General features: G+C 63.6%; 14 protein-coding genes and 1 pseudogene. 8 read left to right on the top strand and 7 right to left on the bottom strand.

Translation table 11 applies throughout. The features are described 5' to 3' along the window. The coding region (locus GEV05_26290) for an AMP-binding protein (GenBank protein ID MPZ46829.1) at positions 1 to 265 on the bottom strand (265 nt) is incomplete at its 3' end. Positions 266 to 376: 111 nt separating this feature from the next. Next, positions 377 to 1,501 (bottom strand): tripartite tricarboxylate transporter substrate binding protein, encoded by a 1,125-nt coding sequence (locus GEV05_26285; protein ID MPZ46828.1) that lies wholly within the window; start codon positions 1,499 to 1,501, stop codon positions 377 to 379. On the opposite strand from GEV05_26285, the gene GEV05_26280 reads away from it, so the two are divergent. Both GEV05_26280 and GEV05_26275 read left to right on the top strand, forming a co-directional pair. Then, positions 1,500 to 2,354, top strand: a complete 855-nt coding sequence (locus tag GEV05_26280; GenBank protein MPZ46827.1) for an amidohydrolase family protein — start codon at positions 1,500 to 1,502, stop codon at positions 2,352 to 2,354. The genes GEV05_26285 and GEV05_26280 overlap by 2 nt on opposite strands. A gap of 148 nt (positions 2,355 to 2,502) precedes the next feature. Next, the gene (locus GEV05_26275) at positions 2,503 to 3,465 is read left to right on the top strand and encodes a tripartite tricarboxylate transporter substrate binding protein (protein ID MPZ46826.1); all 963 of its coding nucleotides are present in this window, start codon (positions 2,503 to 2,505) and stop codon (positions 3,463 to 3,465) included. A 142-nt stretch (positions 3,466 to 3,607) separates the two neighbouring features. Here GEV05_26275 and GEV05_26270 read toward each other — a convergent pair whose 3' ends face one another. Then, positions 3,608 to 4,099 (bottom strand): hypothetical protein, encoded by a 492-nt coding sequence (locus tag GEV05_26270; GenBank protein ID MPZ46825.1) that lies wholly within the window; start codon positions 4,097 to 4,099, stop codon positions 3,608 to 3,610. A 120-nt stretch (positions 4,100 to 4,219) separates the two neighbouring features. Next, positions 4,220 to 4,621: a hypothetical protein gene (locus GEV05_26265; GenBank protein ID MPZ46824.1), complete on the bottom strand. Its 402-nt coding sequence runs from the start codon at positions 4,619 to 4,621 to the stop codon at positions 4,220 to 4,222. Positions 4,622 to 4,885: 264 nt separating this feature from the next. Here GEV05_26265 and GEV05_26260 point away from each other — a divergent pair, with 264 nt between their 5' ends. Together GEV05_26260 and GEV05_26255 are read left to right on the top strand one after the other, a co-directional pair. Beyond that, positions 4,886 to 5,878: a tripartite tricarboxylate transporter substrate binding protein gene (locus GEV05_26260; GenBank protein MPZ46823.1), complete on the top strand. Its 993-nt coding sequence runs from the start codon at positions 4,886 to 4,888 to the stop codon at positions 5,876 to 5,878. An 841-nt stretch (positions 5,879 to 6,719) separates the two neighbouring features. Next, positions 6,720 to 7,880: an acyl-CoA dehydrogenase gene (locus GEV05_26255; GenBank protein MPZ46822.1), complete on the top strand. Its 1,161-nt coding sequence runs from the start codon at positions 6,720 to 6,722 to the stop codon at positions 7,878 to 7,880. 100 nt (positions 7,881 to 7,980) lie between these two features. Here the strand turns inward: GEV05_26255 and GEV05_26250 are convergent, their stop codons facing one another. The 3 genes from GEV05_26250 to GEV05_26240 all read right to left on the bottom strand — a co-directional run bounded on the left by GEV05_26250 (position 7,981) and on the right by GEV05_26240 (position 11,660). Beyond that, a complete protein-coding gene (locus GEV05_26250; GenBank protein ID MPZ46821.1) occupies positions 7,981 to 9,168 on the bottom strand; it encodes an acyl-CoA dehydrogenase in 1,188 nt (395 codons plus the stop codon). A 528-nt stretch (positions 9,169 to 9,696) separates the two neighbouring features. Then, positions 9,697 to 11,358 carry an AMP-binding protein gene (locus GEV05_26245; GenBank protein ID MPZ46820.1) on the bottom strand — a complete coding sequence of 554 codons (1,662 nt, stop codon included), beginning with the start codon at positions 11,356 to 11,358 and terminating at the stop codon, positions 9,697 to 9,699. After that, a complete protein-coding gene (locus GEV05_26240; GenBank protein ID MPZ46819.1) occupies positions 11,355 to 11,660 on the bottom strand; it encodes a hypothetical protein in 306 nt (101 codons plus the stop codon). The genes GEV05_26245 and GEV05_26240 overlap by 4 nt, the downstream gene beginning before the upstream one ends. A 533-nt stretch (positions 11,661 to 12,193) precedes the next feature. Between GEV05_26240 and GEV05_26235 the strand changes: the two genes are divergently transcribed. From GEV05_26235 to GEV05_26220, 4 genes and pseudogenes are all read left to right on the top strand, one after another. Beyond that, complete coding sequence (locus tag GEV05_26235; protein MPZ46818.1) at positions 12,194 to 12,799, top strand: SDR family oxidoreductase; 606 nt, start codon at positions 12,194 to 12,196, stop codon at positions 12,797 to 12,799. Between the two features lie 240 nt (positions 12,800 to 13,039). Then, entirely contained in the window at positions 13,040 to 14,005 is a 966-nt protein-coding gene (locus GEV05_26230; GenBank protein MPZ46817.1) for a TauD/TfdA family dioxygenase, read from the top strand. 151 nt (positions 14,006 to 14,156) lie between these two features. After that, positions 14,157 to 15,140, top strand: coding sequence for a tripartite tricarboxylate transporter substrate binding protein (locus GEV05_26225; protein ID MPZ46816.1), 984 nt, complete (start codon positions 14,157 to 14,159; stop codon positions 15,138 to 15,140). A 336-nt stretch (positions 15,141 to 15,476) separates the two neighbouring features. Then, positions 15,477 to 15,563 (top strand): annotated as a pseudogene (locus GEV05_26220) (transposase). The last annotated feature ends 52 nt before the right edge of the window (positions 15,564 to 15,615 follow it).

The following is a 15,615-nucleotide window of genomic DNA, read 5'->3' as shown; positions in this document are numbered from 1 at the left end:
GGGCAAGCCACTCCGCGCAGTTTGGCAGCCACACTGCGACACGGTCACCGCGAGAAATCCCCTGCGCGGCCAGGCCGGCCGCAACGTGCTCGCCGAGCTCTACCAGCTCTGCGAATGTCGTGCATTCCCGTTCGCGCTGAAGCGCAGTTGAGTGCGGTGCGCGGTGCGCTATGGCGAGCAGCGACCCCGTCACTGTCGTCGCGCTGTACGGGGTATTGTCGAGGTAGCCGTTGTGCAATCGGACCGTCCTTTTCGAACCTGCTATATACGGCGTGCATCCCCCGCGGCGGGTCGGCCGGGGACTCTTCTCTCCATGCCTCGTAGCCCCACGGCAGAGCCGGTGCCCTGAACCATTTCGGTCGACGGGTTCGCCCGATTATTGCGCGCGCACACCAGCGGCGTGTAACGTTTCAGCCCATTTGGCGGCGTCGTTCTTCATCCAGGCAGCGAGCTGCTCAGGCGTGCTGCTGGTGGCCTCCGCACCGATCGCTGAAAACTTTTCCCTGATGTCCGGCGTCTGCAAAATCCTGACGAGAGCCGAGTTGAGCCTCGTGATGATTTCCTTTGAAGTTTGCGCGGGCGCGACGACACCATCCCATATGCTGAATTCGAATCCGGGAAGGCCCGCCTCGGACATCGTGGGCAGGTTAGGTGTCACCGGGGCGCGCACTGCTCCGGTAACAGCGAGCGCTTTCAACTTGCCTGCCTGCACGTGCCCCAACGCGATTGGAATGGGGGCGAAAAAGATGGCGACTTGGCCGCCAAGCAGATCATTCAAGGCCGGCGCCCCACCCTTATAGGGGACGTGCAGTATGTCTACGCCTGCGGCGGTCTTGAACAACTCTCCGGCAAGATGATTGCCGCTGCCGACGCCTCCACCTGAGGCATACGTAAGCTCGCCTGGTTTGGATGCGGCCAAAGCGATCAATTCTTTTACGCTTTTGACGGGTAGGGAAGGGTGTACCACCAGAACGTAAGGCCGGATCGCCAGCATGCCGACCGGTGCAAAATCCCGGTACGAGTCGTAAGGCAGTTTTTTGTAGATCAGCGGATTGATCGAATGAGTGCTGGTCGACGCCATGAGCAAGGTATAACCGTTCGGTGCATCTGCAGCCGCGAGCTGAACTCCGATGATGCCGTTCGCGCCGCCGCGGTTATCGACGATTAGCTGCTGCCCGATCTCTCTTGTGAGTTTGGGGCCGATGAGACGAGCGATCACATCGACCGGTCCGCCCGCCGGATACGGGACAATGAGGCGAATGGGCTTGTTCGGATAATTCTGGGCATGTGCGGGGGCACCAGGGAAAATCCAGAAAACAGCGAAAGAGAGTGCGCGATAGATTGTTATGTGTTTCATGGGAGAGCTCCTTTGTTTCCGTCCGCGTCGTGCGGCAAGAGGGCGGCGGCGGTGTTGAGCAGCGAGCAACCTGATCGATCGATAATTGTGACATGATGCGCCGACGTTCCGACAGAAACGCGTAACCACCAGGAGCCACGACATGATCGTAGATATGCGTCTGCGGCCGCCGCTTCCCAGCCTCCTCGATACACCGTTGTTCAAGCCGGGCGCAAAAAGCTCAACGTCCCATGCCGATTATCCTCGAGCGCCTTCGGCTGACGCTCGATCCCCCGATCTTCTCCTGCGCGAGATGGACGCGGCCGGTATCGAACTCGGCGTGGTAATGGGCCGTCAATCGTCGGGCGGTCTCGGGTCAGTCCCGAACACGGAGCTTGCTGACTGGATTTCCCGCTACCCTGATCGTTTCGTGGCGTGGGCCGGCATCGACGTAACACAGCCCATGGAGCAGATTCTCGCCGAAGTCGCGGAATCCACCGGCCGACGTGGGTTCAAGGGCGTTTCTCTCGAGCCATCGATCGCGCCGGGCTTTACGGGCACCGATGACAAACGACTGTACCCGCTCTACGACGACTGCCAACAACGTGACATACCGATAAGCATCACTCTCAGCGCGATCCTGCAGGCGAGCGAAGGCCGCCCCGTCGAATATGGCACGCCGATTCAGCTCTACCGGGTGGCGCTCGATTTTCCCAAGCTTGCCATACATGTAGCCCACGCCGCCTGGCCATGGGTGATGGAAATGATCGGCGTTGCCTTCACCCGTCCGAATATTTGGATTTCCCCCGATCAATATCTGCTGCCTCCGCTGCCGGGTGCCCAGCTTTATGCGCAGGCGGCGGTAAATTTCTTTCAGGATCGCACGCTGTTCGGAACCGCGTATCCGTTCAAACCGCTTCCCGAAATGGTAAGCGCTTATCGCTCGTGGAATTGGCCAAAGCTCATCGAGCAGCAGATACTCTCAGAAAACGCGCTGAGGCTGATGCGCATGAAATGACATCGTATGAACGCCGAGCCCACTGATCGGCATTGACTCGCCACAATCCGCCGTCTATGGTGTATCCACTGGCGGATGCAGAGCCGCGCATCGTCGGCGTGTTTCTGCGGAAACCGGCTAACATACGTTAAGCGGGGAGGATGGCAATATGAAACTGAAACGCGCGCTGGCAGCAGCGGTTGCGCTGGGCTGTCTATTCGCCGCAGCCCATGCGCAGGAGTTCCCATCAAAGCCGATCCGCTTCATCGTACCGTTCCCGCCTGGCGGCGGTACCGACACGTTCGCACGCAGCATCCAGCCCAAGCTCAGCGAGGCGCTAGGCCAGCAGGTGGTCGTCGACAACCGGCCAGGGGCGCAAGGCAGCATCGGAACGGCACTTGGAGCCCAGGCAGCGGCTGACGGACACACCATCGTCCTGGGATTTATCGGCACGCTCGCGATCAATCCTCACCTCTACCGTAAAGTCGGTTACGATCCGATCAAGGATTTTGCTGCGGCTGCGCAGGGCACCGCCCAGCCGTACGTCCTTATTGTTCATCCTTCGCTGCCGGTAAAGACGGTCAAAGATCTGGCGGCGCTCGCCAAGAAGAAGCCGGGCCAGTTGGCCTTCGGCTCTTCGTCGTCTGCAGCGCAGCTCGCCGTCGTGCTGTTCAAGATGGTCACCGGTGCCGAGGTACTGCACGTTCCATACAAAGGCGCCTCCCCTGCGCTCCTGGATCTCCTCGGCGGCAATATCGGGATGCTTTTCGCCGCGCCCGCCGGACCGATGGGCCACGTGCAGAGCGGCAAGCTGCGAGCGCTTGCGGTCACCGGCCCTAAACGCGTGCCGGCGTATCCTGACGTCCCCACTTCCGCTGAAGCGGGGTATCCCGAAATGGAGGTGACGGGGTGGTACGGCGTGGTTCTGCCGGCCAAGACGCCGAAGCAGATCGTCAGCAGAATAGGCACCGAAGTCATCCGCGCGGTGGAGGACCCCGAGGTCAAGAAGCGCCTCGACGCCGCCGGCCTCACCGCGGCGCCAGCGGGCCCGGAGAAATTCGCGGCGTTCATCAAGAGCGAGTACACGCGCTGGGGCAAAGTAGCGGAGGCCGCAGGGCTCAAGGTCAAGTAAAGTTGAGAGCGGGTGTCATCGACACCCGCTCGAGACGACGCAGATAACGACGGCGCGGGTGATTGAGGCGCCGAGCTCCCGGAAACATGGCGCCGGTGTGGCCGCGGTTCATCAGCGTGCCGGCTCCAGATGTCGAACAATCTTACGTGGCTTGGCAGCGCAGCTGGAACAGTCCGAAGACGCAGAAGTCGGACATCGACGAATACCACGCGGACGAGCCGTAGCAGTAACCGAGCGCTGCCGCCACCCAGGGCGATTCGCGCAGGTGCTGGTATTCGATGGGATCGTCCTTCGACCCGATCGAATCCGCACCCATGACGTCCGGCATGCGCGCCCCGGTCGATGCGCCCGGGAACACCATCGGAATGCCGCGCTTGCGCACGACCGCCTTCATGTGCTTCAGCTTCTTGATGTCGATGTTCGCGCTCGACGCGCCTTTCACCGTGAAATCGTTCGACATCACGGCGATGTTGCGGCCGCCGACCCGCCCGAACCCCGCGACCTTGCCGTCCGCCGGCGTCGTAGCCTTGTCCTCGGGGCGCGCCGACGCGGCGAAGCGCCCCGATTCGATGAACGAGCCAGGATCGACCAGCAGGTCGATGCGCTCGCGCGCGTTGAGCACCCCTCCTTCCATCTTCTATTCGGCGCGAGCGCCCGTTTGGCGAATGATCGGCCAAGAGCGAAGCGCGCGTTCTCATGGCTCGGCGACGCCGCCACGTAGCTTCGTTTCAAGAACTACGCATCGGCCGAGCGCCTACTTGTCGATTCGGTAGCGCGCGAGCTTCCCCGCATCCAGCGTGAGCCCGATGCCCGGACCTTCGGGCACGTGCAGCAGGCCGTCCCTGATCGCGAGCTCCTGCTCGGCAACATGATCCGCAGCATCGAGAAAACTGCTGATCTCGTGGGCGTGCTGGGCCTTGTAGGTGCTCGCGAAATGCGCACCGGATGCCGTGCCGATGTGCATGTCCGCCTGCGTGCCGTTGTGCGCAGGCGTGTAATGCGAGCGGCACAGCGCGAGGATCTGCTTCGATTGCGTATAGCCGGTGCGCGCGCAGGTTTCATGGTTGCTCTGGAGATGCAGGATCAAATTGCGCACGAGCTTGCCCACCTCGCCATGCTCATGTTTATCGTACTGGCCGGGATCGATGCCGACAATCCCTTGGCATCACTGCAGGCCTGTGGTCCGCAAGAATAGCTTGTGTTCGGCTGGCATACGCACACTCTCGTACGCGGTCCGTGCAGAACGCGTCACGCCGCAACGTCCACAGGCAAGCAATCGGTATAATGCGGCGCTCTCTGGACGCAGAACTGGTACAGTCCGGGCAGGTTGCGTCTGACGGGCCTTCGCAGCGCCTGGACGGCGCACCGAACGCATCGGGGAGGGCACCCCGGTGCACCGCGTACATTGGATGGAGGCGTGATGACGACCAGTTTCCAATCTCCCGGGATCGCACAGGCGATTCTCCTCGCAGCAGCGACGGCATTGGGCGGCGGCGCAGCCGCCGCGGCGCAGGCCGAATTCCCGGCGCGTCCGGTGCGACTCGTCAATCCCTATACCCCCGGCGGATCCGTGGACCTCGTGGGGCGCGCGCTGGCCGCCGGCGTCACCGAGATCTGGGGCCGGCAGGTGATCGTCGACAACCGTCCCGGTGCGGGCACGACGATCGGCACCGAGCTCGTGGCACGTGCCGAGCCGGACGGTTACACCATGCTCATCAACAGCTCGGCGATCGCGATCATGCCGAGCATGTACAAGAGCCTGCGCTTCGACCCGGTAGCTGACCTGACGCCAGTCGCGCTCGTCGGAGTCACTCCGCTGCTCATGGTGGTGAATCCGAACTTCGAGGCGAAATCGGTGCAGGAAGTGATCAAGCTCGCCAAAGCGCGCCCGGGGAAGATCCCGGCGGCGACATCGGGGGTGGGCAGCACGAACCACCTGGCGCTGGAGCTATTTAAGCACATGGCCGGGGTCGACCTGATTGCCGTGCCGTACAAGGGCGGCAACCCGGCGATCGCCGGCCTGATGGGCGGTCAGACGATGGTCCACTTCAACGTTCCGGGCAATGTCATAGCGCACATCAAGGCTGGAAAGCTGCGTGCGCTCGCCGTGACCAGCGCGAAGCGAGTCCCCTACCTGCCCGACCTGCCGACGATGAAAGAATCGGGCATACCCGACCTCGAAGCGAGCGTCTGGTATGGCGTGCACGGCCCGGACAAGCTTCCGCCCGCCATCCTCAAGGCGTGGAGCGATGCGATCAACCAGTACCTGAAGACGCCGAAGGCGCAGGAACATCTGCGCCGCACTTACATGCACGTCGATCCCAACACGCCGGCCGAGTACGCGCAGTTCTACAAGCGCGAGGTCGAGCGCTGGGCCATGGCGGTGAAGGCGGCCGGCATCGAGCCGCAGTAGCGACTGAACCGCTGCGCGAATTCCGGATCGGTTCACATCGAATCACGGTCGAGGGCCGCGTTACCACCGCACCGCACTCATCCCGAAGCCTGGAGAACACGACAACACTACGAGCATTTCGCGAGCCGTGATCGATCATAGGGGTTTGCTGCCTTCAGGAGGTGGGGGCGATTTCGGCAGCCGACGTTCGGACGCTCCGGTCCGGATTGGCCGATCCGTCGTTGGAGTACGCTGACCGCGAGTCGCTAAAGGACTCTCTGGCCGGCTTACTGGGCCAGATAGAGCTGACGCGCGACGGCCACGGGGTGCGTGATCCACTACCGGATACGCACCGGGGATAAGGTGGCGTCGATGAAGTGGCGTGCCCGCGGCGAGCCGAGCAAATCCCCGCTCTACGGACGGCCCGGATCGTTTCGCTCTAAGCGATTGATACATGATGAGATACTGCATTGGCCGCTGGACAAAGCATTGCTACGGCGAACCACTTGCGCCGGGCAGTCGCATGCCTCACCCTGGTGAAAGGCCGACTCGGGCGAATGACCTGTCTCTGCTAGACTCACCCAAGGTCTGAGACGGCCGGTTCGAGCATGCTCGATGTCTGGCACATCGAGGCTTTCGAAGTTGGGTGACCCAAATGGCCGCGCCAACAAGAGATCCAGCCGAAATCAACGCCGTGCGAGCGGCGCGCAAACGCAATGCGTCTGGGTGCTTGACACCAATGTCGTAGTCGCCCTAGCAATGGGCGAAGGCCACCCCAGCCGAATCATCGAATGGCCACCGACACTGCTCAATAGTTGCGACCCTCCATGCGAGCTTGCACTCGCAACTGCCTCGCTGCACCATGAGCTACAGCCTGACGGACGAACAGCGGCAGATCCAGGATCTCATTCGGCGCGTGGCCCGTGAGAAGGTGGCCGCGCGCGCGAGCGCGATCGATCGCGACGCCGAGTATCCCGCCGACATGTTCCAGCTGCTGAAGGAGCTCGGGCTTTTTACACTGCCCTTCCCACCACAGTATGGCGGCAGCGGCAGCATGCTGTCTGCCTGCATCGCGGTGGAAGAACTCGGGCGCGTTTGCTACAACACGGCTTATCTGCTGGTCGTGCAGTGGTTGCCATTCGGTGCCATCCTCACCGGAGGCACCCAGGCGCAAAAGGATCGGTACCTTCCCGGGCTTGCGAGCGGTGCACTGCGCGCTGCGTTTTCCACCACCGAGCCGCAGAGCGGTTCCGACGTGCAGGGGATCACGACGCGGGCCACACGTGTTGCCGGTGGCTACCGTCTGGACGGCGCCAAGATCTGGTGCACCAACGCGCCGGTCGCGGATTTCATTTTGGTCGCTGCAAAGCTCGAAGGCGGGACCCGCAAGCCGACGATCGGGCTTTTCATCGTGAAGCAAGGCGCGAGCGGCTTCGTCGTCGGCCGCAAGGAGGACAAGATGGGCGCCCGTGGCGTCCCATCGTGCCCGCTGTTTCTCGACGGTGTGTTCGTCCCCAACGAGGATTTGCTCGGCTCCGACCCCAGTCAGGGGTTCAAGGTCGTAATGGAAGCATTCAACCAGTCGCGCCCGATCATTGCGGCGCGCGGCGTCGGCCTTGCGCAGGGCGCCCTGGATCACGCGATCGAGTTCATCCAGAACCGCCGTGCATTCGGACAGACCGTGAGTGACTTCCAGGGTCTTCGCTGGATGGTGGCCGACATGGCGATCGAGACCGAGGCCGCGCGCCAGCTGATGTACCGCGCTGCCGCGCTCGTCGATTCCGGCGCGAGCGGCCGGGAGCTCGCGCCGATAGCGGCGATGGCCAAGTGCTTGTCCACCGACAACGCGATGCGCGTTGCCACCAATGCCGTCCAGCTCTTCGGAGCAGCCGGCGTCTCGGCTGAGTTCCCGATCCAGCGTTATTTCAGGGATGCCAAGGTCCTGCAGATCGTCGAAGGCACCAATCAAATTCAGCGCAACATCATCGCGGACAGCCTGCTCGGCAAGCCGGCGCGGCGGTAATCGGTTCTACGCGCCTAACTCGCAGGATTCGAGATGGATACGGTAGAACCGGGCTTCACTCCGATCCGTTCATCGAGCGTCGATCGGTCTCTCGGCTTTTCTAGCGAGCTATCTGATTGGCGATGATGAGCTTCTGAATCTCGCTCGTACCCTCGTAAATGCGCAACGGCCGGATCTCCCGATAGAGGCGCTCCACGGCGCTCCCGGAAGTCACGCCGAGACCGCCGAATAGCTGCACCGCCGAATCGATCACGCGCTGGGCGGCTTCGGTCGCATAGAGCTTTGCCATGGACGCCTCCCGCGTCACACGCTCTGCGCCTCGATCCTTCGCCCACGCGGCACGGTACACGAGCAATGCGGCGGCATCGACCTCCAGTGCCATTTCACTCACGCGCATGCGCGTGGCTTGCATGTCGGAGAGTCGGCCGCCGAAAAGCGTTCGGTTCCGCACGTGTCCGAGTGTCTCGGCCAGCGCACGGCGCGCGAAGCCGAGTGCCGCAGCCCCGACGGTTGCGCGGAACACGTCGAGTGTCGCCATCGCGATGCGGAAGCCGTCGCCGGTCTTCCCCAGCAGATTGGCGACCGGTACGCGGCAGTTGTCGAATCGCAATGTGCCCAGCGGGTGTGGCGCTATCACTTCGATGCGCTCCGTCACGCTGAGGCCCGGCGTATGCGCATCGACGACGAACGCCGACAATCCTTTGGCGCCCGGCTGCTCTCCGGTGCGGGCAAACACGAGGTACTGCGCCGCGATCCCCGCGTTCGAAATCCAGGTCTTTATGCCGTCGAGAACGAATCGGCCGCCATCGCGACGTGCGGCCATGGAAAGTGCGGCGACATCCGATCCTGCCCCCGGCTCCGAGAGCGCAAAGGCGGCGATCCGATCGCCGCGGGCGACAGCCGGCAAGTAACGCTGCTGCTGCTCAGGCGTTCCGAACAAGGTGATGGCGCCGCTGCCCAGACCTTGCATCGCGAACGCAAAATCGGCCAGCCCGGCGTGACGCGCAAGAACCTCGCGGATGAGGCACAAGCTGCGAACGTCGAGCCGTGGGGTAACACCGCCCAGCGCACTCGGCACGACGTAGCGCAGCCACCCGCCCGCGCCGAGCCGGCGCACGAGGTCGATCACCGTTCGCTCGGCATCGTCTTCGGCGCTCGCCGATGCGTCCAGGTTCTCGTCCGCCCAGTGCGCCAGGTCGCGTGCGAGCTGGCGGTGGCTGTCATCCAGGAATGGCCAGTCGAGGTAGCTCGAATCGAGCTCGCTCGACCAGTGTGCGCGCGTATTCAATGCCGACCTCGCCTTTCGGACCCATACGCGGGCTCGATAGCGTCTCGTCCATCGATTGGAGCGCAAGCCCCAGGCGCTGTCAACGCGCGGCGAGCACACCACTCGTGCATCGATTGACAGTCCCGGGAGCGCCGTGTATTGAGTGGACGCGTTTGGAGCAAGGAGCGATCGCGCCGATGTTCGAGTTCGTTACAGCCGATGTCCCAGGAGTATTCGTGGTCGACATGGCGCGCCCGCCCGCGAACGCGATGGGCTTCGACGACGTGGCCGAGCTGCGCGAATTGCTCGAGCGGGCGGCCACACTGCCGGCTTGCGCGGCGCTCGTGTTTCGCGCAAGCGGCCGCTTTTTCAGCGCGGGCGCGGACATCAAACTGATGCATGCGGCCGGCACCCCTGGTCCGGGGTCAGAAGTTCGTCCTCGCGAACGCGCGGGTGCAGGCGAAGTGCCGTTTTGGACTCCCGCTTGTGCGGGAATGATGGCGGCTTCTTGCACGGGTCTGGCGAGCTCGGCGGGCGAGGTTTGGCCGCTCAGCGTGCCCGGTTGGCCGGCCGCACGGCTTGCGGCCGCAGCCGTCCCCCGGCCACCTGCTCGACCAAGGCGCGCTTGAGGACCTTTCCGCTCGCCGTGAGCGGCAGCGCATCGAGCGAGACGTAGTACTCGGGCAGGTCGTACTTCGACAATCCGCGCGTTGTCAGATGCAGCAACAACTCCTCGGGCGCGAGCGATTGTCCGGCGCGCAGCACCACGCCGATACACACGCGCTCGCCCAGGCGCTCGTCGGCGACCGGGAACGCCGCCGCCTTCAGCACGGCAGGATGCGCCCGCGCGAGATCCTCGATGCGGGCCGGATGGATGTTACGCCCGCCGCGAATGATGATGTCCTTCTTGCGGCCGACGACTCGAAGCCGGCCCTGCGTATCGAGAATGCCGAGGTCGCCGGACATGAACCAGCCGTCGCGGTTGAACGACTGTTCGGTCGCGCGCTGATCGTCGAAGTAGCCGAGCATGAGGCAGGCGCCACGCCCGCCGATCTCGCCGATCTGTCCGGTGGGCAATTCGCGATCGGGATCGTCCGCATCGAATACACGCACCTCGTAGCCGGCGCAGGCGCGTCCGCAGGTCTCGGCGATGGTTTCGGCATCGTCGTCCGGAAGTGTGTACTGGTGGGCACCGTTCTCGGTCATTCCATACACGCTTTGCGGCGTGACACTCATCGCGAGCAGCGCACGTACCGTCTCACGCGGAATGGCCGAACCGCCCATGTAGAATACCTTCACCGCCCCCAGCCGGTGTACATCGCGGATGCGCGCGGCCTCGAGGATGTCGATCGCGTGCGTCGGAACGCCCATGACGTAAGTCGCGCCCGTGCGCTGGATCCACGCCAGCGCGTCGCAGTCCGCCGGTAGATCGTTGACGACGAGCTCGAAGCCGCTCACGAGTGCCTGCGCCATCGCGATGGTGCCGATGGCATGCGTCAGCGGGCTCATGCTCAAGAGCACGATATCGTGGTCGTGGCGCCAGTCCGCTGCCATCGCGCGCGCATTGGCGAGCAGGGTGTTGTCCGAATGCATGACGCCCTTGGGCTCACCGGTCGTGCCCGAGGTGAATGCGAGCAGCACGATCTTGTCCGCGTCCCTGCAAGGCTCCGGAAGCGGCGCGGTGGACCTGAGATCCAGCGCATGCGCGGGATCCGTCCCCGACTGCGCGATGGGCCTCGCGCGGTAGACGCGACGAATCGAACCGAGCCCGGCGATTCGCGAGAAGATGTCCGCGCTGTCCGCGTCCGCTCCGAAGCCGGGTTGCGTGAACAAGGCAGCGCTGCCGGTGCGCTCGAGCAGCGCAACCACCTCGGCGACCGTGTAGCTCTGATGCAACGAGGGATTACAGACGTAGCCGTTGCGCGAACAGGCCAAAGTCACGGCTATCGTCTCGGCCCGATTCGGCAGCCACACGGACACGCGGTCGCCGGTGCGCAGTCCGGCTGCATGCAGATCGCGCGCGATCGCTTCCACCCATCCGTCCAATTCGCGCCAACTGAGGCGGCGTCCACTGTCGCGCAGCGCGGGCCGATCCGGGATTGCCCGAGCGTTCGCCGCGAGCAATGCGTACAGCGTAGCGTCACGCCACCAGCCCGCACGATAGAACGCAGCCGCGCGTGCCGGATGGTGTAGGCTGAGGATCGCGCTCACGTGTGCGCTCCGCTATGCCGCGGGTCGGGGGTTGAGAAATCGAGTTGTGGCATCAGCGGACGATATGCGCGCACTGCATCCATTCGCGCCAGCGCGAGGCGGCTGCCAAGCGCCGCGTCGACGACGGCAAGCCCGCGGCGTGTCACCGTCCGATCGAGCCCGACGGCTTCGAGCCAGCAGAAGCCAACATCAAGCGCGTGCACTAGAGCAGGCTCGGCGTCCGCCAACAGTAATGCTTGGTCGACCCCCACCGCGGGCGCGCGCTCGAGGCCATCGAAGACATTCCGGTCCCAATTGCGCATGAGCGGCTTCCATTCGCCGGTCGAATCCCGTCCACCGCGCGCACGGTACGGCGCGCTTTCGAACACCTCCGGAGAGTCTACGGTGTAGATTGCGAGCCACGGCGCACGCCAAGGGCTCAGACAAACGAACCGCTGGGCGGTATGAAATCCAGGGACAGATAGAAGAACATGCAGATGCTCGAGGTACCAGGCATCCCATTCGGCTTGTCGGCTGGGCTCGACGAAATCCATTTCAACGACGTAGAGCATGGCCCGACCGATCTCCGCTGGCACGGCGGCGGCAGCCGTGTCCCTACGCGATTCGCGTAAGCGATTCTAGAAAACCTCCTGTCACGGCGTCAACGCAGCCGATGTGCCGGCACAGGTCGCGGAAGTCTTCGCGCGTAAGGCTATGGGCTTGACGCATTTCTATGCGAGTATTCGAGCGCAGCGCCGCAGATGATCGGGCACGCATGAACATGGAGGGAGCGAAATGAACTTCCTGCTGCAAGCTGCGTTCGTCGTCACCGTTCTCATGACGGCGCCGCTGTCGTATGGACAGACGTGGCCAAGCAAGCCGATCCGCATCATCGTTCCCTTTTCCCCAGGCGGCGGCACCGACATCGTCGCGCGCCTGCTCGATGGGGCCGTCAACAACGCCGGCATCGCCCCTCGATTCGCGGGCCGCAGCATGCGCGTTGGAAGAGATGCCGCAGCCGGATTGGGAACGCACACTCGCCCTCAATCTGACTAGGGCTTTTCTAATCTCGCGTGCGGCAATCGGGCTCATGAAGCGCCACCGCTGGGGGCGTAGCGTCAACATGGCCTCGCAGTCGGGCCGCATGTACACCGGATTCGGCAGCGCTTGCTACGCCGCCTCGAAAGCCGGGCTGATCGGCTTCTCGCGTGTGCTCGCCGGTGAGGTCGGTGCGGACGGAATAACGGTCAATTGCGTATCCCCGAGACGCATCAAGACCGCCATGGCGGCGACCTTCGCGGACGAGTCCGAGGTCGATCGGCAGTACATCGCGCGCACGCCCGCTGGCCGTGTAGGCTACGGCGAGGACGTGGCTGCCGCGGTTTCGTTTCTCGTCTCAGACGAGGCCTCGTTCATAACCGGTGCCATCATCGACGTCACCGGTGGGTTTTACATGCCCTGATTCAATCGCCATCCGACTGGAGACTGCAATGCAAGATCCGCATACTGCGACTCGCTTCCGCCCCGACGGCGATCGTCTGACTATAAGCGATCGCTATGGTCCATAATGCCAGGACTCGTTGACGACGCGTTTGCGGCCGATAATAATCGGCGCACATGTACGGGCCTGCGGCTGAAAAGCCGCAGCGGTTTCAGTTCGGCAGCGACGCCGGTTCATTCGACGGTATAAGGAGGATCAGCAATGTCAGCAGCTACAGCGCAGGTTCAGCAAAGCTCGCGCCTCGAAAATACGCTCGCCGCTTTAGAGGTCATCCCGACGGGCGCCGCGGTCGGCGCGGAAATTCGCGGTGTGAATTTGGCGCTTGCGGCGCCTGACGATGTCGGTGCAGCACTCCGAAAAGCTTGGGCCGATCACGGCGTGCTGCTGTTTCGAGGCCAGGACATCGATGACGACCAGCTCGTCGCGGCCGCAGAGATTTTCGGCGGTGTGCAGGAAACAGGCGGGCGCAAGTACTACCTGGCGGCCGGCAGGGGCGTGAAGGACCACCGGATTGATGCGCGCCATCACAGCATCAGCGTGATATCCAATCTCGATGAGAACGGAAACCCGGTGAAGCATAACGGCGGCCTCGGCAGCTATGAAGTCGTGTGGCACAGCGACAACTCCTACGTGGAGGTGCCGCCGGCGGGAAGCATGCTGTACGCACTTGAGATTCCGCCGACGGGCGGTGGGGGCGAGACGTCTTTCAACAACCAGTATCTCGCTTATGAGGAACTGGCGGACGACCTAAAGAATGCGATCAGGGGCAAGTATCAGCGGCACGATTCCAGCCGCAACAGCGCTGGAGTGCTGCGCCCGGGCGCAAACCTGCCGAAAACATTGGACGAAGTGGAAGGGCCCGTGCATCCGCTTGTACGGATCCATCCCGTTACGCGTAAACCTGCGCTATACCTGGGCCGTCGCCGCGTGTGGCCGTCAAACCACATCATCGGCATGGCTGATGCAGAAAGCGAAGCGCTGCTCGACAAACTGTGGGCGCACGCCACGCAGCCGAAGTATGCATGGACGCATCAATGGCGCGTAGGCGATCTCGTGCTGTGGGACAACCAGTGCTGCATGCATTACCGCACCGAGATCGACACGAATTACCGCCGCGTGATGCACCGGACCGTAATCAAGGGAGACCCGGTCATCCCGGCGTGGTAAAGCGCACGCTTGGGCGCTTGTGCCTCGATCGGTGCGATACCGCAAAGGAAGACACGGTGAGGAGTGACACCGAGCAGTTCCGCAAGCGGCCGTACGGGATCGGCAGTCGACGCTTACAACGAGCGCTGCACTACGACCGGAAAGGAAACATATGAGGTTCGTCGCACGTAGCGTGCTGCTGGCATCGCTGGCGCTGTCCGGCGCGGTATCCGTATCGCTTGAGGCGCTCGCCGCCGATCGGTTCCCTACCCGTCCCATCCGCCTGATCGTTCCCTATCAGCCCGGCGGCTCAACCAGCTTGTCGGCGCGCTCAGTGCAGCAGGCGCTTGGCACGACGACCGGCACACGGATTGTGGTCGACAACCGACCCGGCGCCGGCACCGCCCTCGGCACGGAGCTCGTTGCGCGCGCAACGCCCGACGGCTATACGCTACTCCTGGCCTCCACGCCCTTCAGCATCTTACCCACGCTGCGCAGGGACCTCCCTTACGATTCCGTGAAGGACTTCGCGCCAATCAGCCAGATTGCTTCGCAGCCCTACATCATCGCGGCGGCCGCAGATTCGCGATTTTCGAATCTGCAGGCCCTTATCGCGGCAGCCAAAGCGAACCCAGGGGCGCTCTCGTATTCGTCGCCGGGCCCGGGTAGCGGCGCCCATCTCGCGATCGAAGCGCTGCTCCTCAACAGCGGCGCCCGCATGCTGCACGTGCCGTACAAGGGTGGGGCTCCAGCGCTGATGGCGACGCTGACCGGCGACGTCGACGTCGTTCTCACCACAGTGGTGTCGGGCTCGCCGCTCCAGCGCTCTGGCAAGCTGCGGATCCTGGCGATTACGTCGCCGAAGCGCTTGGCGATGGTGCCGACCGTTCCGACGGTGACTGAAGCGGGCCTCCCGCCTTTCGAGGCGGCATCGTGGAACGGCATCGTCGCGCCTGCGCGGACACCGCCTGCCGTAATCGCGCAGCTCAATCGCGAGATCGTCTCGGTGCTGCGGATGCCGGCAGTCCGGCAGGCGCTTGAGAAAGAGGGGGCAGAGGTGGTGGGCAGCAGCCCGACCGAGTTTGCTGCCTTCATCAACCGCGAAATCGCGCGCTGGGCGAATGTCATCCGCTCGGCGCAGATCAAGGTCCACTGAGCGTGGCCGGCGAACGCCGGCACGTCGCTCGAACTGTGCAAGGTGATCAAACAGTACGACTTGCAGTTCTTCGAGCAGCCGGCGCCCAAGGAAGACATCGCCGGACTGGCGCGAGCATCGCAACTACGCGCGCTGCGACGAGGCCCGGCGCTGCCTTTGATCGCGGCAACGGGCAGCGTCGGTCGCGACCGTAGCGCTCACGCGGGAGGCACGTAAGGGCGCGACGAACGCAGCTCGGGAGTGGCTTATGCTCACGCCCCGACGTACGCAGATGACATGTTTAATGATTCCTGCGTAAATAGTGTCCTATACTTCCAGTTGGAGGTGCGCCATGAGGAGACGCTCGCACCGGGAGCATCAATGTCGGGCGTGGCACTACGCCATGGCTTGAACAACAACATGGTATTCAAGTGGCGCCGGCGCTACCTGCATGAGCTTGCCCGACGCGTTCGGAGTCAGCCGGGCAAACTGTAGC

This window comes from Betaproteobacteria bacterium (assembly GCA_009377585.1).
Classification (GTDB): Bacteria; Pseudomonadota; Gammaproteobacteria; order Burkholderiales; family WYBJ01; genus WYBJ01.
This window is presented reverse-complemented; position numbering and strand designations above follow the sequence as displayed.